The sequence below is a fragment of the Muricauda brasiliensis genome, from assembly GCF_003057865.1.
Lineage (GTDB): Bacteria > Bacteroidota > Bacteroidia > Flavobacteriales > Flavobacteriaceae > Flagellimonas > Flagellimonas chongwuensis.
The window spans coordinates 24,231-50,174 of the sequence record NZ_QBTW01000001.1 but is presented as its reverse complement, the minus strand read 5'-3'; the positions used below and the strand labels follow the sequence as shown (position 1 = coordinate 50,174).

The window sequence follows — 25,944 nt, the reverse complement described above, 5'->3', positions numbered from 1 at the left end:
GCTTTTTACCATCCAGATGATGTATTTTTGTAGTCCATGATGTACTCAGATATACCCGCTGCACAGACCTTGGTTTTTTATTTTAAATCAAAGGGTGTTAAAAATATTGTTATCTCTCCAGGTTCCAGAAATGCCCCATTGACCATAAGTTTTACCAAAAACTCATTCTTCAACTGTTTTAGCATTGTAGATGAACGCTGTGCCGCTTTTTTTGCGATGGGCATGGCGCAGCACATACAAGAACCCGTTGCCGTGATTTGCTCTTCGGGTAGTGCCATGTTGAATTTTTACCCTGCCGTTGCGGAAGCCTATTACAGTGATATTCCATTGGTCGTGGTATCTGCCGACAGACCCAGTTACAGAATTGATATTGGTGATGGACAGACCATACGACAGGAAAACGTGCTGGAAAGGCATATTGGCTATTCTGCTAATTTGAAGCAGGACGTTTCCCATGCAACCAAGACCATTTCAAAATATGGAGAATCCTTGTTGGAAAATAGTCAGGAAGAGGTGCAGACGCATAACGAGAAAGAGATTGCCAAAGCATTGGCAGTTGCTTTTGGTGAAAAGTACCCCGTTCATATCAATATTCCATTTGAAGAGCCTTTGTATGGAAGGGTAGAAGAGCCTTCTATCCAGATACAAAGAATTGAAATTAAGACAGGCTTAGGCACCTCTACGGAAGAAAATTGGGATGAGTTGTCCAAAATTTGGAGCAACAGTTCTAAAAAAATGATTTTGGTTGGCGTTAATCGCCACAGTGTCATTGAAGCAGAGGTCTTGGAAATGTTGGCAAACGACCCAAACACCGTGTTGTTCACCGAGACTACATCCAACCTGCATCATCCAGATTTTTTTGAGAGCATAGACAGTATTATCGCACCGATTGAAAAATCAGAAAGCAGGGAAGAGCTTTTCCAAAAGTTGCAACCCGAACTCTTGGTAACCTTTGGAGGGTTGATCGTTTCCAAAAAAATAAAGGCATTTTTGAGGGAGTACAAACCCGAGCAGCATTGGCATATTGATACCAAGAAAGCCAACGACACTTTTTATTGTTTGACAAAGCACATCAAAGCCAATCCCAATCAATTTTTTAAAAGAATGGGGGCAAATGGTTCTGATGAGAGCAATTTTAAAACGTTTTGGGAACATAGAAAAGATAACTACGAGAAAAAGCGCAAGGATTATTTGAAGGAAATTCCATTTTCCGATTTTATGGCTTTTGACCGTATCATTAAAACCATACCCAAAGGGTATCAGGTACATTTGGCCAATAGCTCCACGGTAAGGTATGCACAACTTTTTGCCATGGACCCTTCCTTGCAAGTGTTCTGCAATCGTGGAACAAGTGGAATTGATGGCACAACTTCCACAGCTATAGGCAGTTCCATTTACAGTAACATGCCAACCGTTTTACTCACAGGCGACCTTAGTTTTTTTTATGATAGTAATGCGCTGTGGAACAAGTATTTGAGACCTGATTTCAGAATCGTACTCATCAACAATTCGGGAGGTGGCATTTTTAGGATCTTACCGGGCCAGGAGGATACCGAAGAGTTTGAGACCTTTTTTGAGACCAGCCACCAACTATCTGCAAAGCATCTAGCAGAAATGTATGGTTTTGACCACATCACAGCAAAAAACGAGAATGAATTAGAGGTTGGATTGGAGGAATTTTATTCAAGCTCGGAAAGGCCAAAAATCCTAGAAGTCGCAACACCACGGGTTTTGAACAATAAAATTTTGCTTGGGTACTTCGATTTTATATCTTAGAAGCCTAGCTATAAAATCCATTAAGAACACTAACACACTATGAGTAAAAGAGACGAATTAATTGAAAAGTACGCCGAGGACATCAAAAGTAAATTTGGACAAACCCCAGATATGGATTTGTTGACAAAAGTTGCCATAGGTTTGGGACCAGCTATTTATAATTTGGATGCTTCCAAAGTTTCTGGGTCTGACGAAAAGGAACTGGAAACGGTAAAGAACAATTTCTTGATCAAGAAATTGGGATTGGCGGAGACACCAGCTTTAATGGAATCCGTTAACAGCGTTATTGATGCGTATGGAAAATCGGAAAAAAATAAACATCGTGCTGTCATCTATTATATGTTGACAAAACACTTTGGAAAAGAATCGGTTTATAATTAAGATTACGAACCATGTAAAGAAGCTGTCCAAATTAGGGCAGCTTCTTTTATACCCATAATTTACAGCTACCTTTGCCTTATGATAGAATTGGGAAACTACAACACCCTTAAGGTGCTCAGGAGCACTAGTATAGGACTTTTTTTGGGAGATGATGAAGGCACGGAAATACTTTTGCCGAACAAATATGTGCCCGAGGATTTTGAAATTGACCAAGAAATGGAGGTGTTCTGTTATCTGGACAATGCGGAACGTCCGATTTCGACCACTTTGAAGCCCAAAATCATTCGAAACGGATTCGCCCATTTAAAAGTAGTAGAAGTGGGGGCATATGGTGCCTTTATGGACTGGGGGTTGGAGAAACATTTACTTGTCCCCTTTAGGGAACAGTCCCAACGCATGGAGGAAGGCAATACATATATTGTTCATTGTTATATGGACGAAGAGAGTATGCGCTTGACCGGTTCGAGCAGGGTAGATAAGTTTTTATCCAATGAAAATGTAGCGTACCAACAAAATGATGAAGTCGACCTTTTAGTGCATCGAAAGACTCCATTGGGTTGGGAAGTAATCGTGGATAATCGTCACAAAGGACTCATATTTGATAGCGACATTTTTAAGCCGGTCAATGTTGGTGATTACCTAAAGGGCTTTATCAAAAATGTAAGGGACGATAAAAAACTGGATATTTCCTTACAGCCTATTGGTGCAAAAATGCTTGAACCCACGGCCAAAATGATTTTGGATAAGCTTGTACAGAACGAAGGATTTTTACCCTTGCATGATAAATCATCACCTGATGAAATCATGAGCACCCTTCACATGAGCAAAAAAGCTTTCAAAAAAGGAGCGGGCATTTTATATCGACAGCGAAAAATAAACATTCAAGAAGATGGCATCTATTTATTGTAATAAAAGTCCTGGAGAGCAGATTATTGCAAGCTTTAGAGCCATAAAGTTTTTTTCTTTGAACAAATATTTTATTTTTGTAACAATTCAGATTAACTTATTGGTTGTTATGCTTTTAGCGTAGCGCATAATTATAACTCCCTATACAATATGCCTTTTATTGAAGAAAGCGATTTGTTGGACCTTCATAAGGATATAGACAAGGCCCAGATTATCAACGAGAGACTCCTCGATCAAATAAAATTCAAAAATAAAGATTTAAAAAAGATTAAACTACAGCGAAACATTTTGTTGGGTTTTGTAGGTCTCTTTGTAATCGGAACCTTGGCCATTACATCGTTTACGGCCGGACTGAGCAGTAAGCAGTCCTTCGAAAACCAAAGCAACGTCTTGGTATCATTGGATAGTTTGGATGTCATAAAGGCAAGAATAAACAATCTGAAATCCCAGAACGAAGAGTTGAGCTTGGTAAAGGAATTTTACTTGGCCAAAGAGTTTTTGAACAAAGAAAAAATCTATTCAGTCCAAGTAAAATCATTTGTCGAAAACAATGTGACCTTGGCCTCCGAAGCGTTGACAAATACACTTTTTGTAAAGACCAATCCTTTTTATGCCTATTCACTGGGAAATTTTGAGACTTTGGAAGAAGCTCAGAAATTTAGAAAACAATTGGTGCAAATGGGTTTCCAAGATGCATTCGTAGCATCTTATAAGGATGGCCAAAGAGTTAAAATAGAAGATCCGTATTAATCTTGGGAAACACTAAGGCTTGGGTACAAGCTGCTAGACTGCGCACACTCCCTCTTTCTTTTTCGGGAATCATTGTAGGCACCGGATTGGCCGTAATGGAAGGCCAGTTCGATGGTACTATATTTATTTTGGCCCTCTTGACCACTGTTGGCTTTCAGGTTACCTCAAATTTTGCCAATGATTATGGTGATGGGGTAAAGGGAACCGATAACGAAGATAGGATAGGGCCTGTTAGGGCCATCCAAAGTGGTTCAATAACCAGGGACTCCCTCAAAAAAGGGATAATCATTTCCATTGTTATAAGTATGCTAATCGCCATAGCACTTATTTATTTGGCTTTTGGCTTTGAGAATTTCTTTTACATACTGATTTTTTTTGTACTTGGTCTTTTAAGCGTTTGGGCCGCTATAAAGTATACTGTTGGTTCCAATGCTTATGGTTATAGAGGGATGGGGGATTTGTTCGTATTCCTGTTTTTTGGATTGCTCGGGGTATTGGGCAGCATGTTTCTCTATACAAAATCCTTAGATTGGAATGATGTATTACCAGCTGTTGCCATTGGTTTTTTATGTGTTGCGGTATTGAACCTGAATAATCTTCGAGATGCCGTATCGGACAAAAAACACGGTAAGATAACAATGGTTGTAAAAATGGGGTTCGATAATGGGAAGCGTTATCACTTTTTCTTGATATTGATGGCCTTGTGCTGTTTCGCATTGTATATTTGGATAGAAGACTTAAGTTGGAAAACGTCTTTTTTTATGTTGGCATTTGTTCCCCTTTTGATACATTTACGTAAAGTGAAGCTGACACAAAATCCTGGAGATTTGGATCCAGAATTGAAAAAAGTGGCCCTGAGTACCTTTCTTTTAGCTATTTTATTCTTAATATCTGTTAATATTTTTTTGTAAATTTGAATACAACCAAATAAACTTGTAGGAACTTGGAACATCCGATAAAAATTTTAATCGTAGAGGATAATGTCATCATCGCAGATGACATGCAATCCATGTTGGAGGAAATCGGCTATGAAATTGTGGACAATGTAATTGTTTATGAGCAGGCCGTGGACGTATTGAAAAACAATCATGTGGACCTTGTCCTTATCGATATTATTTTGGCCTCGGACAAAACAGGTATCGACCTTGGAAAGCATATCCGCAATACCTATAACATCCCGTTCATATTTGTTACCTCCAACTCAGACCGCGCCACGGTAGAGAACGCCAAGACAGTAAAACCAGATGGCTATTTGGTAAAACCTTTTGAACAACAAGATCTTTATACCTCGATAGAAATAGCACTTTCCAATTTTAACTACGAAAAAAAAGGTAATCAGAAGATAGCGGATGACGATGCAGCAGACGAGATAACATCCAATTCCATATTGAAAGATTCTATTTTTGTCAAGAAGCAACATCTTTATTACAGAATCCAGTTTAGTGATATTCAATTTATTAAGGCCGATAACGTTTATTTGGAAGTAAATACGGCTGATAAAAAGTTTTTGGTACGTTCCCCCTTAAAGGATTATTTAGAGAAATTACCGAAGAATAAGTTTTATAGGGCGCATAAGTCATATATCGTTAACGTAGATCACATAGATGCCATCAACTCAAAAGATATTATGATCAATAATAACTTGATACCTATTTCAAAAGACTTTAAGGAGTTTATCCTTTCTTCGATGAATAGCTGATGTCAAAGAGATTTAACAAAATATATAAGCGCTCCATTAGGGCGCTTTTTTTATACTACAACACTTTTAAAAGAGAAAGACCACAACTTTTTAGGAGTTCGCAACAATATTTTTCTTGATAGGTGAATCGGTCATATTTTAGCAGTGTTAATAATTCAGAAAGTAATTTTTTCATTTTCATATAGTGTTCTCGTAAAAGGGTCTTGTTGTAAAAAGCAGGGCCTTTTTCAATTTCACAAGTGTCCTATTTTTCAGGAAGATTCCATAAAAAGCAGAAAACACCGATAAACTGCAACTTCACATACTGTTTGGATTGTTTCACAACATAAAACAACACTTTCACAACAATAACGGTCAAGTCTATAGCTTGCAATTTAATTTTGTAGTCAAACTAGCGTTCTTTATATACCCCATACCTTTTAATTTCACATAATGTTCAATTTTGGCATTGATTTAGGATATCGGGTACAATAAAGGAAAAAAGGGCACGATAATAATATAGGGCTTACGGAATATTTCGGCGGTCACTGTATCAATTAAATTAATGGGACGTTACGTAAGATATTTATTTACCATAGTATATTTTGTTTTTCTTTTTACCGCTTCGGCTCAAATAACCACCGGAGAGGAACAAAGTGTACTTACCGAATTTGAGGATAAAGACAATGCTGATCAACGGTTTGAAGTATTTTTCAACTCTCTAGATCGATACAATGTAAACTCCGCGTACGATTGGTTGGATACCATCAAGATTTACCTCTCCAATGCCGAAAAAACCTCCGATACCACTGCTTCACAACTTTATAAGGTGATGCAGGCACAGGTTTACAACGACTTGGGTGAATACGACAAGAGTACTGCCTTGGCAAAGGAACTTTATGATGTCAAAGATTCATTGGACTCAAATTCTCAGAAAATTGTTTTGGATGTGCTCGACGATAACTACGCGAATCTTCAATTGTTCGATAAACAAATCGAAATAAGAAAACAAAAACGAGAGTTGGGCCTCACCAATAACGTTTCCTTTTACGACATCTACAGTAATCTTGGTTTGTACAGAAAGGCCAGGAACCAATATATAATGGAGGTAAAGCCAACCATTGCCGACAACGAAAGCTTTAAGCTGGCCCAATACCATAGCAAGGTCGGCAATTATTTACGTCTCGATGATTCTGCACCTACGGCTTTGAGCGAGCTTAAAAAAGCGAACTCCTACCTTGGAGTGTACATGAACGATATCTCCACTCAAAAGAGTGAATCGGACATATTCGAAAGTGAACTGCTAAAAGCAGAAATAGAGGGGAATATTGCTAAATGCCATGTAATGCTGGGAGAATATGAGGAGGCTATACCTCTATTGGAAACGAGCATTGAAACCTTAAAGAAATCACCGAACAATAATGATCAGAGTGAGGTGGTGGAGAACACCATGTTCTTGGCCGAGGCCAATCTGCAATTGGAACGCTTTACCGAAGCAAAAAAGCACTTGGATACCGAGTTTGACAATATTACCGTGCTTCAAATCATTAAAAGGAACAGTCTTTTAGCGGCTTTTTATGATAAGGTGGAAAATTACAAGAATGCTTCCATCTACTACAAACGCAACGAAAGAATAAAGGATTCGTTGGCAAAAAAACAATCGGCATTGATCAAACAACAATTGGTGACCATTGTGGCCAATGAAGATTTAGAGAATTCCCAAAGGCTTATCGACGAGCAAAAGCGTATCAACGAGCTGGCACGTAGCGAAATGAAAGCCAAGGATGAGCGGATCAACCTAGTATTTATTTCATTGATATTTACCTTGTTGGGTTTTGCTGGACTGGTTTATGCCTATCTAAAAAGTATAAAAAATCAGCGATTGATCGCCGAACAAAAACATATTATCGAAAACTCTCTGGTAGAAAAGGATTCATTGTTGAAAGAAATCCACCATAGGGTTAAGAACAACCTTCAAATGGTGAGCAGCCTATTGAGTTTACAGACGAAGAACACCCGTAGCAAAGCAGCAATAGTTGCTTTGGAAGAAGGGAAGAGCAGGGTGAAGGCCATGGCATTGATTCATCAAAAATTGTATCAGAATGATGACCTCTCCGTAATTGAGATGCAAGGATATATTGAAAGTTTGATCAATAGCGTGCAATCCGTTTACAAGAAGGGCGGACACAATATCAGTATCACCATTGATGCGGAAGGTACCGAGCTTGATATTGACCGCGCGATTCCATTTGGATTGATCTTGAACGAGCTTGTGTCGAATTCATTTAAATATGCCTTTCCCGAAAACGATGACAACGGGAAAATCTATATTCACCTTCGTAAAAACGGGGACCAGGGCTATTTTGAGTATACCGACAATGGCGTAGGACTTCCGGATGATACCGATGAACGATCAAACTCCTCAATGGGTATTCGTTTGATCAACAGATTGGTAAATCAGCTTCAATCCAAATTAAATGTGGACAGGCAGGTTGAAGGAGTCCGTTTTTGGTTCAACTTTAGTTGATTTGGCCCTATCCGGTCTTGTAGGATTCAAAAAAAACTTAAATTTGAATCCACTCCATGAAAGCAACCTATAAAAAGTATACCCTCAATTTTAAAGTTCCCAGCGGTACTTCGCGCGGGGTTATGACGCAAAAGGAAACCTGGTTCATTATCATAAAAAGTGAAAAAGGATTTGGTATAGGAGAATGTGGTATTTTACGTGGATTGAGCGTGGATGACCGACCTGATTACCAAGAAAAATTGCAGTGGACCTGTGCCAACATCCATTTGGATAAGGAAGAGTTGTTGAATCAACTTAAAGAGTTTCCCTCCATCCAGTTTGGACTTGAACAGGCATTGTTGTCCTTACAATCCACCGATCCATTTGAATTATTCGCTTCAGATTTCACCCAAAAGCAATCGCCGATTCCAATCAATGGCCTCATTTGGATGGGGAACACAGACTATATGCTCAAACAATTGGAACAAAAACTAAAGGATGGTTTCGGTTGCATCAAAATGAAAATAGGAGCCATAGATTTTGAAAAGGAAATATCCATACTAAAATCCATTCGAGAAAGATTTTCCCCTGCAGACATCGAACTAAGGGTGGATGCCAATGGCGCTTTTGAACCCAAAAAAGCACAGGAAAAGTTGGAAAGGCTGTCGCATTTCAAGATACATTCCATTGAACAGCCTATAAAAGCTGGCCAATGGCAAGAAATGGCCAATCTTTGTGAAAGTACTCCACTTCCTATTGCTTTGGACGAGGAATTAATCGGTGTTTTTGATGTAACGGAAAAGAAGAAACTGTTACAAACCATACAACCACAATACATTATTTTAAAGCCAAGTTTAGTGGGGGGTATTGGTGGCAGTAATGAATGGATAGCTTTGGTAGAAGAAAACAACATAGGATGGTGGATAACCAGTGCATTGGAAAGTAACATTGGATTAAACGCAATAGCACAGTTCACGTATTCTTTGAACACTAAAATGCCACAAGGATTAGGAACTGGAAGTCTGTTCACCAATAATATTGATAGTCCTTTGGAAGTTTCCGAAGGCAAACTTTTTTACAGGCAAATGAGGACCTGGAATATGGATTTAATACAGGAAATATGTACATAGAACAAGCATATAAAGGTTTAACCGAGCGTTGGAGATATTTTGTTGGATTTTTGATCATTATCATTGGGTGGCAATTTTTGGGAGGTATACCCTTAATTGCGGCAATGATCTTAAAGGCGGAGTCAATCAATTCAATATCCACGGATTATGGGGATATGGCCGATACCTTGGGCCTCAACTTTTTCTTTTTATTGGTGTTGCTCACCTTTTTTGCGGCCATGGTAAGTTTATGGGTGGCTGTTAAATTCATACATAGACTTTCGTTTAAGGACTTTACCACATCAAGAAGACGAATCGATTGGAAAAGAATCACATTTTCATTCGTTTTATGGGGAGTGGTGTCGTCTGCACTTGTGTTTTTGGATATTTACTTATCACCGGAAAACTACCAGTTTTCCTTTGAAGCAGGTCCATTTTTAGTGCTATTGTTGATTTCCATCATCTTTATACCTATCCAGACTAGCTTCGAGGAATATTTTACAAGAGGCTACCTTATGCAGTCTATCGGTATTGCATCAAAAAATAAATGGTTGCCTTTTGTGGTGAGTTCGTCCTTGTTCGGATTGTTACATATTCTCAATCCAGAGGTTGATAAATTGGGGTATGGCATCTTAATCTACTACATAGGAACAGGTTTCTTTTTGGGTATTTTGACATTAATGGACGAAGGATTGGAATTGCCCTTGGGTTTTCATGCGGCCAACAACTTCTTTACGGCGCTCCTTGTCACCGCTGATTGGACAGCATTCCGAACCCATTCCATTTACAGGGATGTTTCCGAACCGGTTTTAGGATGGGATGTATTAATTCCGGTGTTTGTAATTTATCCAATTTTACTGTTTATTTTCTCTAAAAAGTATGGTTGGAAAAACTGGAAGGAGAAACTTTTTGGAAGAGTTATGTCCAGAGAAGAATATATGGTACTAAATGATGGAAAATCCGACTTGGCATAAGATACACTCTGACTTTCAATTAAATAATGTTTCCTATTCGACTGAAGGGCTTGCAAAGTTCGCTCAAGAATTAAAAGAAGGCCTACCTTTTCAAAAGTCTATAGGTGATTTTTTGTTGGATTGGACTTCCAAAGAGTCTACCGTCCAAGTTAAAACTTCGGGGTCAACAGGAAAACCAAAGATCATAGTCCTTAAAAAAGAGCATATGGTCAATTCGGCCTTGGCCACAGGTACATATTTTGGGCTAGGACCAAAACAGAGAGCTCTTTTATGTCTGCCCTGCACGGGTATTGCTGGCAAAATGATGTTGGTCCGTACCATGATTCTCGGGCTGCATTTAGATATGGTAAAACCTTCTTCAAGCCCACTAAACGATACTGATAACATCTATAATTTTGTGGCCATGGTACCTTTGCAGGTCCAAAATTCGATGCATCAAATGGATAGGGTAGGCCAAATTATAATCGGTGGTGCCCCTGTGGATTCGAATTTAAGAAACGAGCTATCCAAATTGCCTGTCCGTGCTTATGAAACCTATGGGATGACGGAAACCATCACCCACATTGCGGTAAAAAAGATAGATGGAAAGAAAGTGAATCCATTTGAAACTCTTCCAGATGTTTCTGTCTCACAAGATGACAGAGGATGCCTTGTGATTGAGGCACCGAAAATTTCAGACAGTAATATCATCACCAATGATGTGGTTGAGCTTATCAACAAAAATCAATTCCTTTGGTTGGGCCGTTATGATTCCATAATCAATTCAGGGGGAATCAAAATCATTCCTGAAAAAATAGAGCAAAAGCTTTCAATCCTAATAGAGCCACGATTCTTTGTAGCGGGCTTACCAGATGACCGATTGGGTGAAAAATTGGTGCTTGTAATGGAATGTGAACCAATGAATAAAGCAGGACTACTAAAAGCTATTAAGGCTTTGCAAGGGGTATCAAAATATGAAGTTCCCAAACAAGTGTATTTTATGAAATCCTTTGTGGAAACCTCAACAAGAAAGGTGGATAGAAAAAAAACCTTGGAACAAATAGGCTAAGTTTTGTACATTCAAAACTTTAAAAATCAACCATGCGAAAAACCATCAACCTAGTACTTCTGCTCTTACCTTTTATTGCTATTTCCCAACAAATCCTTCCCGAAGTGGAACGGGCACGGGTTGTGGACGAAATACTCGATGAAAGATTCAATAACGTACTTCCTAAACTAATGGACGATGCAGGTTTGGACATGTGGGTATTGATTTCCCGAGAATACAATGAAGATCCTGTACTACGAACCATGTTGCCAGCAACTTGGCTAAATGCCAGGAGAAGAACGATAATTCTGTTTTATAGGGATAAAGAAAAGAATACCATTGACAAACTGGCCGTTGCCCGTTACAATATTGGAAAAAGCATTATTTCCGCTTGGGATAAGGAAAAAGAGCCCAATCAATGGAAACGTTTGATGGAATTGATCGTTGAACGGAACCCGCAGAAAATTGGACTTAATTTTTCTAATGACCATAATATTGCGGATGGATTGGATAAGACGGATTACGATGAGTTTATGGCCAATTTGCCTAAAAAACACCATTCCAAGGTAGTATCTGCAGAACAGTTGGCGGTACGCTGGATAGAGACCAGGACACCACGGGAAATGACTATTTTCAACCAGTTGACGGACATTACCCATGATATTATTGCCGAGGCTTTTTCAGAAAAAGTAATCACTCCAGGAATAACCACAACAACCGAAGTGGAGTGGTGGATGCGTCAAAAAGTTACTGATTTGGGATTGGAAACATGGTTTCACCCTACAGTTGATGTACAACGGACAAGTGAGGAGCTAGTGGGACATCTCTATTCATTTTCAGGAAGACCGGACGATGAAGTTATTCAACGTGGAGATTTGTTGCATTGCGATTTTGGTATCACCTACTTGCGTTTGAACACGGATTGTCAAGAATTGGCCTATGTTCTAAAACCAGAGGAAACCGAAGCCCCGTCGTTTTTGGTGAATGCCTTATATGATGGGAATCGTGTACAGGATTTCTTGACCCAGAATATGGTCAAGGGCAAAGTGGGGAACGAGATTTTGGCGAAAGCTCTTAAAGATGCCAAGGCCGCAGGTCTGCAACCATCCATTTATACCCATCCATTGGGCATGTATGGCCATTCTGCCGGTACAACTATTGGTATGTGGGATTCCCAAGGGGGAGTCATGAAGGATGATGGCGAAAATTACCCATTGAACCCGAACACCGCCTACGCCATTGAATTGAATGCAACGGTCAACATCCCGGAATGGAACAGGGATATCCGAATTATGTTGGAGGAGCCCGGTTTTTTTGGTGAAGATGGCTTCCGCTATATTAATGGTAGACAAACGGAATTACTGCTTATTCCAAGGCCAAAATCGCACTTGGGCAACTGATTATATGTAAATCTGGCAATCCTCTGATTTTTGCAAGAATGTTCATTCAGCTTCCCAGTTTGATTTATGGTAAATCTATAAAGAAGGTCGATTCCCCAATGGCAAATTGGCTTTGGCCAATGGTCAGATTTACATCATTCCATAGTGAAGAAAAACCATCTTTGCAGTTGAGGAAAAACTAATCCATCAATTCATATCGCTGTTTCATCAATTGAAAAGGCGCATTCATAAATCAACACGTACAACATGCCTATAAATATTTAGCTTAGAAAATATTTTAAACTTAATTTATGGATAAATTTAAAGGTATGAGCATGGACGAGATTTGCATGCATGCCAAAACGCTTCGAGAGCAAGCTAAATCAACAAAGTATTGGGAGCTTAATATTAAAGCCCTTCTAGAAAGCAATAATGAGATTTATGAAGGACCTATTTCCAATGAGGATATGGAAGCTTGCTTTAATTATGTTTTAGATTTTTATGACCCTAATAAATTGATAGAGGAAAGTGAACTTCCCAAAGAAGAATATGATTTTTATATAGATGAATATACAGGCAACCCATTTTGGTCTTTATTTGATGTAAATGAAGAAGGCCAAGTAGTGGATGTTTTTTTATATGAAACTGATGATTGTGAAGCAGTAGGCGATTTTCTTGACAAGAAATATAAGCTACGCCCTTAAACCTACTTGTTTCAATTAAACTTGTAGCACTCCCATATTGAATTTTTTCTCGATAGGGGAATGGTTGGCGGCCTCAATGCCCATGGAAACCCATTTACGGGTATCCAACGGATTGATGATGGCATCCGTCCAAAGTCTAGCAGCAGCGTAATACGGTGATATTTGGTCATCGTAACGCTGCTTTATTTCATCAAAAAGTTGCTTTTCCTTTTCCGCATCAACAGGCTTGCCACTTTTCTCCAAACTGGCCTTTTCAATCTGTAAAAGTACCTTGGCGGCAGAGTTTCCGCTCATCACGGCAAGTTCAGCACTTGGCCAGGCCACGATTAACCGGGGGTCATAAGCTTTTCCGCACATGGCATAATTTCCGGCTCCGTAGCTATTCCCAATGACAATGGTAAATTTAGGAACCACCGAATTGCTAACAGCATTCACCATTTTGGCACCATCTTTTATAATTCCACCGTGCTCACTTTTGCTGCCCACCATAAATCCGGTCACATCCTGTAAAAACACCAAGGGAATTTTCTTCTGGTTACAATTGGCGATAAAACGGGTGGCCTTGTCCGCAGAATCGGAATAGATGACACCTCCAAACTGCATTTCACCCTTTTTGGTCTTTACCACTTTGCGCTGATTGGCAACTATGCCTACGGCCCAACCATCGATACGTGCGTATCCGGTTAAAATGGTCTGTCCGTAGCCTTCTTTATATTGTTCAAACTCGGAGTCGTCCACCAATCGCTTGATGATCTCTACCATATCGTATTGGTCGCTTCGGGATGCTGGTAAAATTCCAAAAATGTCATCGGGTTCTTCAGTGGGTTTTTTAGGTTCAACCCTGTTAAAACCTGCTTTGTCGAAGTCACCTATCTTGTCAACAATATTTTTGATTTTGTCCAAGGCATCTTTATCGTCTTTGGCCTTGTAATCGGTTACGCCGCTAATCTCAGAATGGGTTGTAGCACCGCCCAAAGTTTCGTTGTCAATGCTTTCACCGATTGCAGCCTTTACCAAATAACTTCCGGCCAAAAAAATGCTACCTGTTTTGTCCACAATCAAGGCTTCGTCGCTCATAATCGGCAAATAGGCACCGCCGGCAACACAGCTTCCCATAACCGCAGCAATTTGGGTAATTCCCATACTGCTCATTACAGCATTGTTCCTAAAAATGCGACCAAAATGCTCTTTATCCGGAAATATTTCATCTTGCATAGGCAGGTATACCCCCGCACTGTCTACCAGGTAAATGATGGGCAATTTGTTTTCTATTGAAATTTCTTGGGCCCGTAAATTTTTCTTTCCTGTAATAGGGAACCAAGCACCGGCTTTTACCGTGGCATCGTTTGCAACAACCACACACTGCTTGCCTTTGACGTAACCAACTTTAACCACCACTCCACCAGAAGGACATCCTCCGTGTTCCTCATACATATCCTCTCCTGCAAAGGCTCCAATTTCAATGGATGGGGTTTCTTCATCGAGAAGATAATCGATTCGTTCCCGTGCGGTCATTTTAGCTTTGGCATGGTGCTTCTCGATACGGCTCTTGCCGCCACCGAGCTTCACTTTCGCCAATCTGCGCTTCAGGTCGGACAGTTTTAATTTATTATGGTCTTCGTTCTTATTGAAGTTTATATCCATTCTACTATAAATTCATTTAGCTGGTTAAAGATAAGGAGTTATAATTATTACTTTTGAAGATATGGAAACCAAAATAAGATGGGGCATTGTTGGCCCGGGAAAAATAGCTAGAAAATTTGTTTCGGACCTTTTGCTCGTAGAGGATGCAAAGGTGACTGCCGTAGCATCAAGGTCAATGGAAAGAGCTCAAGAATTTGCCGAAGAGTACGATGTAAAACATACTTTTGGAAGTTACGATGAATTGTTCCGATCGGGAACAGTGGATGTTGTTTACATAGCCACGCCCCATAATTTCCATAAAGATTTGTCCATTAAGGCGCTTGAGAATGGCATAGGAGTTTTATGTGAAAAGCCGATGGGTGTCAATAGGAACGAAGTGGTAGAGCAGGTAAATGCCTCAAAGAAGCACAATGCCTTTTTGATGGAAGCTATGTGGTCCCGTTTTAATCCATCCATCAAAAAAGTAAAAGAATTGGTCGATGCTGGTGAGATAGGGGCGCTAAAATATCTTTATGCGGATTTTGCATTTTATGCGCTCGACAGGGATGAAGATTCCCGATTGTTGAACCCTAACCTGGCTTCGGGAACCATTTTGGATATTGGTATTTATCCTATTTTTCTATCCTACCTATTACTGGGCATGCCCGAAAATGTTATGGCAAGTTCAAAATTTCACAGTAACGGAACGGAACTCCAGACCAGCATGATTTTTGATTATCCTGATGCTCAGGCTATTTTGTACAGTGGTTTTACGAGTCGCTCGCGAATGGAAGCCGAGATTTCTGGTAACAAGGGACAATTATTTTTAAAATCTAGATGGCACGAAGCAGACGAATATACGATGGTGAAGGAAGACGAAACCAAAAAGTTCAGTCTACCCTTGAAAGGTATTGGTTACTATTATGAAATTCTAGAGGTTCATGAATGTTTAAGAAACAATAAAATTGAGAGTGATATATGGTCGCATCAAAATAGCCTTGATTTGTCAGAGTTATTGGACACTGTCAGAAAAAAGTGCGGTGTTAGCTTTCCTTTTGAAACATAATCCTTAATAATGACTTTACATTATCTCGATTTTTACGATATTTGAAATTCTTCAGAAACTAACAGAATGGGAATGAATAAAAACACAGTGCTAGCTTGGGCCACATGGATTATGATTTTTGTGGGAGTCGGTATGATCGCACTTGGAGCTTTTAAATATGATGAAGTAGCGGGCTGGGGCTTTGCTGCTGTTGGAATCGGTTTTTTTGCCGTAGCTTGGGTGTTCAATGCCCTAAAAGGTAGAGTGTAGGCTCTTTTTCTTAACAATTTAATTCAGTAATAGATGTCAGACGATAAGAAAGTCATTTTTTCAATGTCTGGGGTTACCAAGACCTATAAAACGGCCAATACCCCAGTGCTTAAAAATATATACCTAAGCTTTTTCTATGGAGCCAAAATTGGGATTTTGGGTCTTAATGGATCAGGTAAATCCACTTTGCTCAAAATTATTGCAGGGGTCGATAAAAATTATCAAGGAGATGTGGTGTTTTCACCAGGGTATTCCGTGGGCTATTTGGAACAAGAGCCACAGCTGGACGAGAACAAGACCGTTCTTGAAGTAGTAAAAGAAGGTGTTGCCGAAACTGTCGCCATTTTGGATGAGTACAATAAGATCAATGATATGTTCGGTCTTCCAGAAGTGTATGAGGATGCAGACAAGATGCAGAAATTGATGGATAAGCAAGCAGCGCTCCAAGATCAGATTGATGCGTCAAATGCTTGGGAGTTGGATACAAAATTGGAGATTGCGATGGATGCGCTTCGCACGCCTGAATCCGATAAGAAAATAGGGGTGCTCTCTGGTGGAGAAAGAAGAAGAGTGGCCTTGTGCCGACTATTGTTAAAGGAACCTGACGTTTTATTGTTGGATGAGCCTACCAACCACTTGGACGCCGAATCCGTGCACTGGTTGGAGCACCATTTGGCTCAGTATAAAGGGACGGTTATCGCTGTAACACACGACCGTTATTTCTTGGATAATGTTGCAGGCTGGATTTTGGAACTGGACCGCGGAGAGGGAATTCCATGGAAAGGGAATTACTCTAGCTGGTTGGACCAAAAGGCAAAACGATTGGAACAAGAAAGCAAACAGGCCTCCAAACGGCAAAAAACATTGGAACGCGAGCTGGATTGGGTGCGTCAAGGTGCAAAAGGAAGACAGGCCAAGCAAAAGGCACGTCTAAAAAATTATGACAAACTCCTAAGCCAAGACCAAAAACAAATAGAGGAGAAGTTGGAGATTTATATTCCAAATGGGCCTCGATTGGGAACCAATGTAATCGAGGCAAAAGGTGTTAGCAAGGCCTTTGGAGATAAATTGTTGTACGAGGAACTTAATTTTAATCTTCCACAAGCGGGTATCGTAGGTATAATTGGTCCGAACGGTGCAGGTAAGACCACCATATTCAAAATGATTATGGGCGAGGAAAATCCCGATAAAGGAGAATTTATTGTTGGGGATACGGCCAAGTTGGCCTATGTGGATCAATCACACTCAAACATTGACCCGGAGAAAACCATTTGGGAAAACTTTAGTGATAGCCAAGAATTGATCATGATGGGAGGAAAGCAAGTAAATTCCCGTGCCTATTTGAGTCGATTTAATTTTTCAGGAAGCGAGCAGAACAAAAAAGTGAATATGCTATCCGGAGGTGAAAGAAACCGCTTGCATTTGGCGATGACCTTGAAGGAAGAGGGCAACGTGCTGCTATTGGATGAGCCAACCAACGATTTGGATGTAAATACACTACGCGCGTTGGAAGAAGGTTTGGAGAACTTTGCGGGTTGTGCGGTGATCATATCTCACGATAGATGGTTCTTGGATAGAATCTGTACCCACATTTTAGCATTCGAGGGCGATTCACAAGTATACTTCTTTGAAGGTTCTTTCTCTGATTATGAGGAGAACAAAAAGAAACGCTTGGGAACGGATATCATGCCCAAGCGTATCAAGTACAAAAAATTGATTCGTTAATAAAAGGGGAGGAATTATTCTTCTCCACCGAGATTTTTGATTCCTTCCTCCAATAATTTTTTCGCTTTTTCCAAATAAGCTTTTTGGTGGGCAGCTAAGCTATTGGCATCTTGACCATTTCCAGAAGTAGACCCAATGGAATTTGAAAGTTCTACCAATTGTTGAATGGCTTGTTCCGCGGAATGGAGTTTATCACCCGCATGTTTTTCAAAAACTTTTATCATTTCCAGTTCCATGGATTGCACGGAAGCGGTCTCCGAAACTATTTCTTCAGTTTCATCATCGGTATAAATTTCTTCAGAAACGACCGATGGGGACGTTCCAAGAGTGCACTCATCTATAATGGTTATAAGTTCGTTAATTTCATTAATGGCCTTTTTGGTAAAAAACCTTCCAGCTTCCCAGTCAGCGGGCTCTATAGCCTTGTCTAGGGTCTCCATTGCATCCAAGGTCTTGTTTTTGGCCTTCTCACAGCTACATTCTTCCATAAAGCTTTGTCCGCTTTCCAAAGCGGTAAGGGCTCTTTCGGCGTAGTACATTTGGTGCTCAAAGTTAGTGGCTTCCATGGCTTTTTTTCCATGACTTAGCGCATAGGTAACTTTAGCATAAAAATTATCACATTGATTGGAGTAGGTAGTTTGTATGGCAAATAGAAGTGCCAACACTACAAAAACATGGGATTTGGGAGCCATATTCGAGTATTTGATTTAGGTTACTAAGTTTGTTTTCTAACGGCTAAACTACAACATTATTTCATTTTTTAGTAATCTTCTGTTGGATACCAATCCAATTGTACTACCTCAATGTTAGAATCACCCTCGTTCACCAAGGTTTTAAACTTGTCCACATCACTTACATCAGGTCTACCTCTAAAGTGGTATGGATAAACTTGGGCAGGTTTAAATTCCAATACGGCATCGGCTGCACTTTCCACTGTCATGGTATATGGAAGGTTCATGCAGATGAATGCTTTATCAATATTTTCCAAAGCACGCATTTCAGGTATGTCTTCAGTATCTCCAGAGAAATAAATGCGTTCATCACCAAAAGTGAACACATAGCCATTTCCTCTTCCTTTTACATGAAAGTCTTTAGCTTCTTCCCGTAAATTGTACATAGGTATGGCTTTTACTTGAAAACCAGCAATCTCTTTGCTTTCCCCATTTTTCATAGTGGTTGTTTTGGAGGAAAGATTTTCTTCCATTTGTAAAACCACCGCATCGGGAGCAATTATTTTGCCCCCTTCCAAATCCAATTCGTTCAAGGTTTCAGGATTAAAATGGTCGCCATGTATATCCGTAATAAAAATGATATCAGGTGACTTTTGACCTTCAAAAGCTGCCTTCCCGCCAACAGGATCTATATATATGGTATGGTCGTCCCATTCGATTACGGCGGTGGCATGTTCAATGGGAATAATCATGGCAGCAGCTGGTGCTTCAGCCTCGATTGCGGTTTCCTCAACATCCGCTGTATCTTCCTGTTGTTTCTCCTTTTCCTTGCAAGAAACCATCAACAATGCTAATACGCTAATGGTTACGAATATATTTTTTCTCATAATGGATTCTTTTTTATCCTTTTAAAAATAAGGGATTATAGGCAGAATTGTAATTTTTTGTGAAGATTATTTTCATCCAAATAATCCAAACATAAATCTGATGCGTATATAAACCAAACACGATTGATTAAAAAACCTTAAACGTAGAATCAATTAAAACAAAAAGTTATGACTGAAACAAAAAATAACAATAACGGATTGAAAGTAATAGCAGGTCTGTTAGGGGTAGTTCTTTTGGGAACCATTATTTACACGGTTAGTCTTTATCAAGATAAAAAAGCTACATCAGAAGCACTTACTCAAGAAAAAGAATTGGTTGTAGAGGATTTGAACAATTTGAAGTCCGAGTACGACAAAGCTATTTTGGAAAGCAATGCTACCAATGAAGAATTGGTTGCCGCTAGAGACAACATCGCAAAATACATTGATTCTGTAAGTAGCATGAAAGCTGATATCGCTACACTTTCCCGTTACAGAAGACAAGTAAGCGTACTTAAAGCTGAAAGAGAAGAATTATTGAAACAAGTTGATTCCTTGACGCAATCCAACAGCTTGTTGGCTATGCAAAGAGACAGCACTTTTGCTGAATTGGAACAACAAACTGTATTCAACGATTCTTTGATTATCCAGAACACTCAATTGGCAGATGCCGTTGAAAAAGGTTCTGCACTTAACCTTAGCACTATAAGCGTTGATGCTATTAAAGAGAGAAACAGTGGTAAATTGGTATCTACTTCCAGAGCTAGAGCCACTGATAAATTCAAAGTTTGTTTTACCATTGCCGATAACGTAATCGCTGAAGCTGGTGACAGAGAATTTTATATCGAAGTTCTTGGGCCACAAGGAAATGTATTGGGTGAAGGTTTGACAAAAACCACAGAAGAAGGTAATTCTCTTACCTATAGTAAAGGAACCAACTTCTACTACGAGAACGATGCTTTGGATGTTTGTGATTATATAAACAAGCCTAGTGGTGATTTCCAAGATGGAAACTACATGGTAAATGTTTATGATAACAAATTGAAACTGTTGGGTACTTCCAGCTTTGAATTGAAATAGTAACACACACTATCACCATAACTAAAAATGCCCGTCCAATTTTGGATGGGCATTTTTTATTGCTATTGGTTTGAAACTTATTTTAAACTTCCCACCATATTTTCCGGTTTTACCCATTCATCATAATCTTCTGCGGAAACATACCCTAGATTAATCGCCTCTTCTCGCAAGGTAGTACCATTCTTATGTGCAGTATTGGCAATCTCGGCAGCTTTGTAGTATCCGATTTTGGTATTCAAAGCGGTAACCAGCATCAAAGAATTGTTCAGTAAAGTTTTAATGGTCTCGTGGTTTGGTTCAATTCCAGCAGCACAGTTTTCATCAAAACTTACACATGCATCTCCGATAAGTTGAGCAGATTGCAAAATATTCACCGCCATAACCGGTTTAAATACATTGAGCTCGTAATGCCCCTGTGTTCCACCAACGCTAATGGCAACATCATTGCCCATAACCTGTGCACACACCATAGTAATGGCCTCACACTGGGTCGGGTTCACCTTACCTGGCATTATGGAACTTCCCGGTTCGTTGGCAGGGATTATAATCTCCCCGATACCAGAACGAGGGCCAGACGCCATCATACGGATATCGTTCGCAATCTTGTTCAAAGAAACCGCTAATTGTTTAAGTGCACCGTGGCTTTCAACAATGGCATCGTGCGCTGCAAGTGCCTCAAACTTGTTTTCTGCAGTAACAAAAGGTTTTCCAGTAAACTCGGCAATATATTTAGCCACAAGAACATCATAACCCTTTGGCGTATTCAGTCCGGTACCTACGGCAGTTCCTCCAAGGGCAAGCTCGCCAAGGTGTGGCAAGGTGTTCTTCAATGCTTTTAAACCATGATTCAATTGTGAAACGTAGCCGGAAAATTCCTGACCCAAGGTTAGGGGAGTGGCATCCATAAGGTGAGTCCTACCTATCTTCACAACATCCTTGAATTCTTTGGATTTTTTCTCCAAAGTATCCCTCAGTTGCTCCACACCGGGAATGGTAACCTCCACAATCTTTTTATAGGCAGCAATGTGCATTCCCGTAGGGAAAGTATCGTTGGAGGACTGACTTTTGTTCACATCATCGTTGGGTTGAATGGTTTTTTCGCCCTCTCCGATTTTTTTACCGGCAATTTCGTGTGCACGGTTTGCAATCACCTCGTTCACGTTCATGTTGCTCTGAGTTCCCGAGCCTGTTTGCCATATGACCAAGGGAAACTGGTCATCGTGCTTTCCTTCAAGAATTTCATCACAAACTTGAGCGATCAAATCTCTTTTTTCTTGGCTTAGCACTCCCAATTCGTGGTTTGTATAGGCCGCGGCCTTTTTTAAATAGGCAAATCCGTATACCACATCCAAAGGCATAGATGCAGGCGCACCAATTTTAAAGTTGTTTCGGGAACGTTCGGTTTGGGCGCCCCAATATTTATCGGCGGGTACTTTTACCTCGCCCATGGTGTCTTTTTCAATCCTGAAACTCATAGTTTAAAATTTTGTCACACAAAGGTAGGATATAGGGCATTTATATGGTAATTGATCTAGATAAATACACTTTTTTTTGCCTATCTATTTGCATTTTTTGATAAGAAGAAAGTATCTTTGTTAAAACAAAAGGAATAAAGATGTTTGATTTTGACCAATATTTAGGTTTTCTAGCTTTTCTAACAATTTTGACAATCGGTTTTTGGTTGATGATATTCTTGTTGACCTTTGTAGTACCTTACTGGTTGATTGGCAACCTAAGGGAAATGTATAAAGAAAGAAAAGAGGCCAAACGCGCCCAGCTCGAAGAATAAGATATACGAAAAGAAGCCTACTCGGCTTCTTTTTTGTTTTTAACTGATGTACAAAATTGGTTGTCATGGATTTGATGACTAATTTTTTTTGCTATAATTTTTCTGTTCAAGATAACACAAAAAAAAAAGCAGCCAACTGGCTGCTTTTTTAATTTAAGTCCCGGGGGAACGTATTCGTTTTTTTAAAACTGTCCTTCTTCGAAATCTTCACCACCTTGTCTTTCCGGTCTGCCTCGTTTTTTCTGTTCGTTGATACGATAGATGAACGAAACCCTTATCTGACGCTGTCTCCATTGGAATTCACTATCCTGCTCGAAAAAGTCTGTCGTAGTGAACGAGCTTCTCTTTCTTGAGTTCAAAAGGTCTTGAACGTTCAAGGAAATAGTGGCATTATCATTTAAAAGATCTTTACTGAACGCTAGGTCGATTGACAAGATACCATCAGAACGCCCTTGAATATCATCGGATGCACCTCGGTAGAACGCATTGGTCTGCCAGTCAATTTTCCAGGGCAATGTAACCTTGGAACTAAAGCGCCCAAACCAACTATTGTTGGATTGGCTATAATCGACACCATTGAATTCTCCATCAAGACTGAACCTAAAGAAGTTGACACTACCGTTCAATCTAAGCCATTTGGTAGGATTGTAAAGCATACCAACTTCAGCACCTGTTCTATCATTTGTTGCCAAGTTAAATGGGATGTTCCTGATTACTTCCACTTGCGAACCACCTGGCCCCGTAATGAAAACTTGCTCCTGAACCCTTTGAAATGCATCGGTCTCTCTTTGATAGTAGACAGAGGAAGTCAAGGTAAGTTTATCCCATCGCTTTAAGTACCCCAAATCAAATGCATTTGAAAATGCAGGTCGAAGGTTAGGGTTACCCTGAAAAATATTGGTCCTACTGCTTCTTGATGGGAATGGATTCAAAAACCAGCTCCAAGGACGATTGATTCGTCTGTTATAGCCCAAAGAAACATTCTCTCTTTCAGTGAATTCATAAATCAGGTTTACCGTGGGGAAGAGACCTGTATAGTTATTATCAAAATCTGTGTCTATAGGGAACGAAAATTCTTCCTGTAGTTCCTCTTCTGTAAGTTCTGACTCGATTTTACCCTTTAGTTGGGTACTCTCCATCCTAAGACCTAAGAGAAAATTAAAGTCACCGAATTTTGAACCGTATTGCGAATATAGTGCATGTACATTCTGAGTGAAATCAAAGAGATTTGTTTGATTTACGTTAACTTCAAGAACTCCGCCTGAGTTTTCTTGTAGCAATCGGTAATCTGTAACCTCATTTTCAAAAGTTCCACGATAACCGGCTTCGAACTGAGAACCTTTACCAAATGGAAGCACATAATCGGTTTGTACCAAGTATTCTGTTTGATCTTGTATAGAAGAAATTTCTTCCATAGGAATGGTTATATCCGTATTGGCTGTATTGTTGTAACGAACAGGTTCGGATATATATCCATTTTGAACTTCTTCATCGACAGAGAACTGTACATCAGCCGTCAACACTTGTCCATCTTCATCAAATCTATTAATATAATTAAGAGAAACTTGGTGAGTATTATCCTTTTCTGTTTCCAACTCGCTTCTTGTGGTGCCAACCTGTGGATTATTGTTTAAAAAATAATCGTTCACGTTGGTAGTAAGATCTTCATCGCTACCTGTTCTGTAAAAATAGGAACCAGTTATGGATGATTGTTCATTAAAGAAATATTCCATTCCAAAATTTGCATTCACCCCGCGATTAATTCTGCTGATATCCCTATCTTCAACATTTCTATCGTAAGCGATACTGTCCAAAAAGGCGTCTTGTCTTGGGTCGAAATATCTAGTATCAAAAAATCCGTTCCCAGGCCCTTCTCTATATCGGTAACCAACTGTGGTAAAAAAATTGAACTTGTTTGTTCTAAGGTTGGCATTGGCGGTGATTCCACCATTGGTCGGGTGCCCCCCGTACAAATTAACGGATCCGTTAAAACCTAGCGTTTTCTCTCTTTTTAAAACAATATTTAGGATACCGGCAGTACCTTCGGCATCATATCTTGCAGATGGACTGGTGATAACCTCAACTTTTTCAATAGCATCTGCAGGTAATTGTTGAAGCGCTTCGGTAGACCCAAAACCAGCAAGGGCAGACGGTTTTCCATTGATCAGGATACGAACGTTTTCGTTCCCGCGAAGACTAATGGCACCATCAATATCAACATTTACGGAAGGAACATTGCTTAGTGCATCACTAATCGTTGCGCCACTAGTGGTCAGGTCTTTTCCGATATTATAGATTTTTTTGTCCAGCCTAACTTCCACAGTAGTTTTTTCTCCTACAACTTCAACTTCGGCTAATTGGGCTACGTCCGGGGATAAGGTAATTGAACCTAAATCGGTATCGGAATTAAAGGTTTGTCCTTGTCGAGAATACGTTTTATAAGAAATAAACTCGACCCTGATGTTGTAAGTTCCGGGAGCAGTCTCTATTTCAAAGTTTCCATCGAGGTCCGTAATTCCTCCGGTTACCTGATCTGGACTATCTGCTTTTTGCAGCACGAAAGTCGCATATTCCAAAGGTTGGCCTGATTCTGAATCGGTTACCTTTCCTGAAATTGTAATGGGTTTTTGGTTTTGCTGGGCTAATCCCTGAAATGCAGTCAATAAGATTAGTAGCAATGGGATAAATATCCTTTGCATAGTTTGATTTTTACGCTGCAAAAATTGAAGGAAAAAAAGTGGATGCGAAATATAAATCCCCCAACAACGTAATTGAACCTGCGAATGACCTTAAAGAATTGTTAACCCTTGTTCTTTTTCTTCTTTTTCTTCTTGGCCTTGAATTGGTTTTCTTGTAGTTCCATAAAGGCTTCAAACTTGTCTTCGGGAAGGCCTGCTTTTAGTTCGGCATCTTGGCGCCGCTTTATTTTTTCGACCTCTTCTTTCATCTTTAGGGGTTCCAAACCAAGAATTTGAAGTTCTATTCGTTGTTGAACTGATGTGACCAATGAGGTCCGAACAACGGCCTGCTCAAAAGGATCTAAATCTATGGCCTCGGTAATGGATGGCATTTGTTCGTCCACAAGTTCTTCGGCTGTAGGTGGTGTCTCCTCTTTTTGACTTTCAACAGGGCCTGCTTGGGGGACATAACTTCGTCCTCTCCCGTATCTGCCATAACCATAAGGGGAGCCGTAGCCGTATTGGGCGACAACATCGTTCATGGCCAGTAGGCCAATAAATAAGGTTATTAGGAAGAGTGTTTGTTTACTTTTCATGGAGGTAAAGATACTATTTAGGTTGTATTTATTTGTGCAACCTGTGTTAAATATAATTGGTTATCAGAATTATAGCAGACCCGATATATTCTCGGGAGGTCTTCCTACAACTGCTTTTTTTCCATTAACCACAATCGGGCGCTCTATTAATTTTGGGTTTTCGGCCATGGCTGCGATCACTTCATCATCGGTAAGGGGTTTTCCTTTAAATTTTTCCTTCCAGATGGCTTCCGTCTTCCGAACCAAATCAATTGGGGCAATACCTAAATACTCTATCAATGATTTAAGTTCTTCTTTGCTAAGAACGTCATCCAAATATTTTACAACTTCAAATTCCTTTCCCGATTTTTCCAAGATGGCCAATCCCTCTCGAGATTTCCTACATCTTGGATTATGGTATATTTTAATCAT

At 39.8% G+C, this 25,944-nt stretch carries 23 protein-coding genes; 16 read left to right on the top strand and 7 right to left on the bottom strand.

The features are described 5' to 3' along the window. The first annotated feature begins 36 nt into the window (after positions 1–36). The 12 genes from menD (at position 37) to DCK90_RS00190 (ending at position 13,190) form a co-directional block, all read left to right on the top strand. On the top strand, positions 37–1,776 hold the full coding sequence (menD, locus tag DCK90_RS00245; protein ID WP_108244170.1) for a 2-succinyl-5-enolpyruvyl-6-hydroxy-3-cyclohexene-1-carboxylic-acid synthase: 1,740 nt from the start codon (positions 37–39) through the stop codon (positions 1,774–1,776). Between the two features lie 39 nt (positions 1,777–1,815). Then, the gene (locus DCK90_RS00240) at positions 1,816–2,157 is read left to right on the top strand and encodes a DUF2853 family protein (protein WP_108244169.1); all 342 of its coding nucleotides are present in this window, start codon (positions 1,816–1,818) and stop codon (positions 2,155–2,157) included. Positions 2,158–2,235: 78 nt separating this feature from the next. Continuing rightward, positions 2,236–3,066 carry a CvfB family protein gene (locus DCK90_RS00235; protein ID WP_108244168.1) on the top strand — a complete coding sequence of 277 codons (831 nt, stop codon included), beginning with the start codon at positions 2,236–2,238 and terminating at the stop codon, positions 3,064–3,066. A 147-nt stretch (positions 3,067–3,213) separates the two neighbouring features. After that, on the top strand, positions 3,214–3,813 hold the full coding sequence (locus DCK90_RS00230) for an SPOR domain-containing protein (RefSeq protein WP_108244167.1): 600 nt from the start codon (positions 3,214–3,216) through the stop codon (positions 3,811–3,813). 2 nt (positions 3,814–3,815) lie between these two features. Beyond that, on the top strand, positions 3,816–4,724 hold the full coding sequence (menA, locus tag DCK90_RS00225) for a 1,4-dihydroxy-2-naphthoate octaprenyltransferase (protein WP_108244166.1): 909 nt from the start codon (positions 3,816–3,818) through the stop codon (positions 4,722–4,724). Positions 4,725–4,756: 32 nt separating this feature from the next. Continuing rightward, a complete protein-coding gene (locus DCK90_RS00220; RefSeq protein WP_108244165.1) occupies positions 4,757–5,512 on the top strand; it encodes a LytR/AlgR family response regulator transcription factor in 756 nt (251 codons plus the stop codon). Positions 5,513–6,056: 544 nt separating this feature from the next. Continuing rightward, positions 6,057–8,018: a sensor histidine kinase gene (locus DCK90_RS00215; protein WP_108244164.1), complete on the top strand. Its 1,962-nt coding sequence runs from the start codon at positions 6,057–6,059 to the stop codon at positions 8,016–8,018. A 56-nt stretch (positions 8,019–8,074) separates the two neighbouring features. After that, complete coding sequence (locus tag DCK90_RS00210) at positions 8,075–9,127, top strand: o-succinylbenzoate synthase (protein ID WP_108244163.1); 1,053 nt, start codon at positions 8,075–8,077, stop codon at positions 9,125–9,127. Continuing rightward, a complete protein-coding gene (locus tag DCK90_RS00205) occupies positions 9,118–10,080 on the top strand; it encodes a CPBP family intramembrane glutamic endopeptidase (protein ID WP_108244162.1) in 963 nt (320 codons plus the stop codon). The genes DCK90_RS00210 and DCK90_RS00205 overlap by 10 nt, the downstream gene beginning before the upstream one ends. Beyond that, a complete protein-coding gene (locus DCK90_RS00200; RefSeq protein WP_317046392.1) occupies positions 10,055–11,128 on the top strand; it encodes an AMP-binding protein in 1,074 nt (357 codons plus the stop codon). Before DCK90_RS00205 ends, DCK90_RS00200 begins: the two co-directional genes overlap by 26 nt. A gap of 32 nt (positions 11,129–11,160) precedes the next feature. Beyond that, a complete protein-coding gene (locus DCK90_RS00195; RefSeq protein WP_108244161.1) occupies positions 11,161–12,507 on the top strand; it encodes a M24 family metallopeptidase in 1,347 nt (448 codons plus the stop codon). Between the two features lie 290 nt (positions 12,508–12,797). Beyond that, complete coding sequence (locus tag DCK90_RS00190) at positions 12,798–13,190, top strand: hypothetical protein (protein ID WP_108244160.1); 393 nt, start codon at positions 12,798–12,800, stop codon at positions 13,188–13,190. 15 nt (positions 13,191–13,205) lie between these two features. Here DCK90_RS00190 and DCK90_RS00185 read toward each other — a convergent pair whose 3' ends face one another. After that, positions 13,206–14,834 (bottom strand): acyl-CoA carboxylase subunit beta, encoded by a 1,629-nt coding sequence (locus tag DCK90_RS00185; RefSeq protein WP_108244159.1) that lies wholly within the window; start codon positions 14,832–14,834, stop codon positions 13,206–13,208. Positions 14,835–14,895: 61 nt separating this feature from the next. Here DCK90_RS00185 and DCK90_RS00180 point away from each other — a divergent pair, with 61 nt between their 5' ends. From DCK90_RS00180 to ettA, 3 genes are all read left to right on the top strand, one after another. Then, positions 14,896–15,879 (top strand): Gfo/Idh/MocA family protein, encoded by a 984-nt coding sequence (locus DCK90_RS00180; protein ID WP_108244158.1) that lies wholly within the window; start codon positions 14,896–14,898, stop codon positions 15,877–15,879. Positions 15,880–15,945: 66 nt separating this feature from the next. After that, positions 15,946–16,128 (top strand): CAL67264 family membrane protein, encoded by a 183-nt coding sequence (locus DCK90_RS00175; RefSeq protein WP_108244157.1) that lies wholly within the window; start codon positions 15,946–15,948, stop codon positions 16,126–16,128. 33 nt (positions 16,129–16,161) lie between these two features. Continuing rightward, positions 16,162–17,853 carry an energy-dependent translational throttle protein EttA gene (ettA, locus tag DCK90_RS00170; RefSeq protein WP_108244156.1) on the top strand — a complete coding sequence of 564 codons (1,692 nt, stop codon included), beginning with the start codon at positions 16,162–16,164 and terminating at the stop codon, positions 17,851–17,853. A 14-nt stretch (positions 17,854–17,867) separates the two neighbouring features. On the opposite strand, the gene DCK90_RS00165 is transcribed toward ettA, so the two are convergent. Together DCK90_RS00165 and DCK90_RS00160 are read right to left on the bottom strand one after the other, a co-directional pair. Then, on the bottom strand, positions 17,868–18,545 hold the full coding sequence (locus DCK90_RS00165; RefSeq protein WP_108244155.1) for a hypothetical protein: 678 nt from the start codon (positions 18,543–18,545) through the stop codon (positions 17,868–17,870). Between the two features lie 68 nt (positions 18,546–18,613). Continuing rightward, entirely contained in the window at positions 18,614–19,411 is a 798-nt protein-coding gene (locus tag DCK90_RS00160; RefSeq protein ID WP_108244154.1) for an MBL fold metallo-hydrolase, read from the bottom strand. Positions 19,412–19,579: 168 nt separating this feature from the next. Here DCK90_RS00160 and DCK90_RS00155 point away from each other — a divergent pair, with 168 nt between their 5' ends. Further along, positions 19,580–20,470: a hypothetical protein gene (locus tag DCK90_RS00155; protein ID WP_108244153.1), complete on the top strand. Its 891-nt coding sequence runs from the start codon at positions 19,580–19,582 to the stop codon at positions 20,468–20,470. Between the two features lie 77 nt (positions 20,471–20,547). Here the strand turns inward: DCK90_RS00155 and fumC are convergent, their stop codons facing one another. The 4 genes from fumC to arsC form a co-directional block, all read right to left on the bottom strand. Beyond that, the gene (gene fumC, locus DCK90_RS00150) at positions 20,548–21,945 is read right to left on the bottom strand and encodes a class II fumarate hydratase (protein ID WP_108244152.1); all 1,398 of its coding nucleotides are present in this window, start codon (positions 21,943–21,945) and stop codon (positions 20,548–20,550) included. 496 nt (positions 21,946–22,441) lie between these two features. Further along, positions 22,442–24,958, bottom strand: coding sequence for a TonB-dependent receptor domain-containing protein (locus DCK90_RS00145; RefSeq protein ID WP_108244151.1), 2,517 nt, complete (start codon positions 24,956–24,958; stop codon positions 22,442–22,444). Between the two features lie 101 nt (positions 24,959–25,059). After that, complete coding sequence (locus DCK90_RS00140; RefSeq protein WP_108244150.1) at positions 25,060–25,533, bottom strand: hypothetical protein; 474 nt, start codon at positions 25,531–25,533, stop codon at positions 25,060–25,062. Between the two features lie 69 nt (positions 25,534–25,602). Further along, the gene (gene arsC, locus DCK90_RS00135; protein ID WP_108244149.1) at positions 25,603–25,944 is read right to left on the bottom strand and encodes an arsenate reductase (glutaredoxin); all 342 of its coding nucleotides are present in this window, start codon (positions 25,942–25,944) and stop codon (positions 25,603–25,605) included.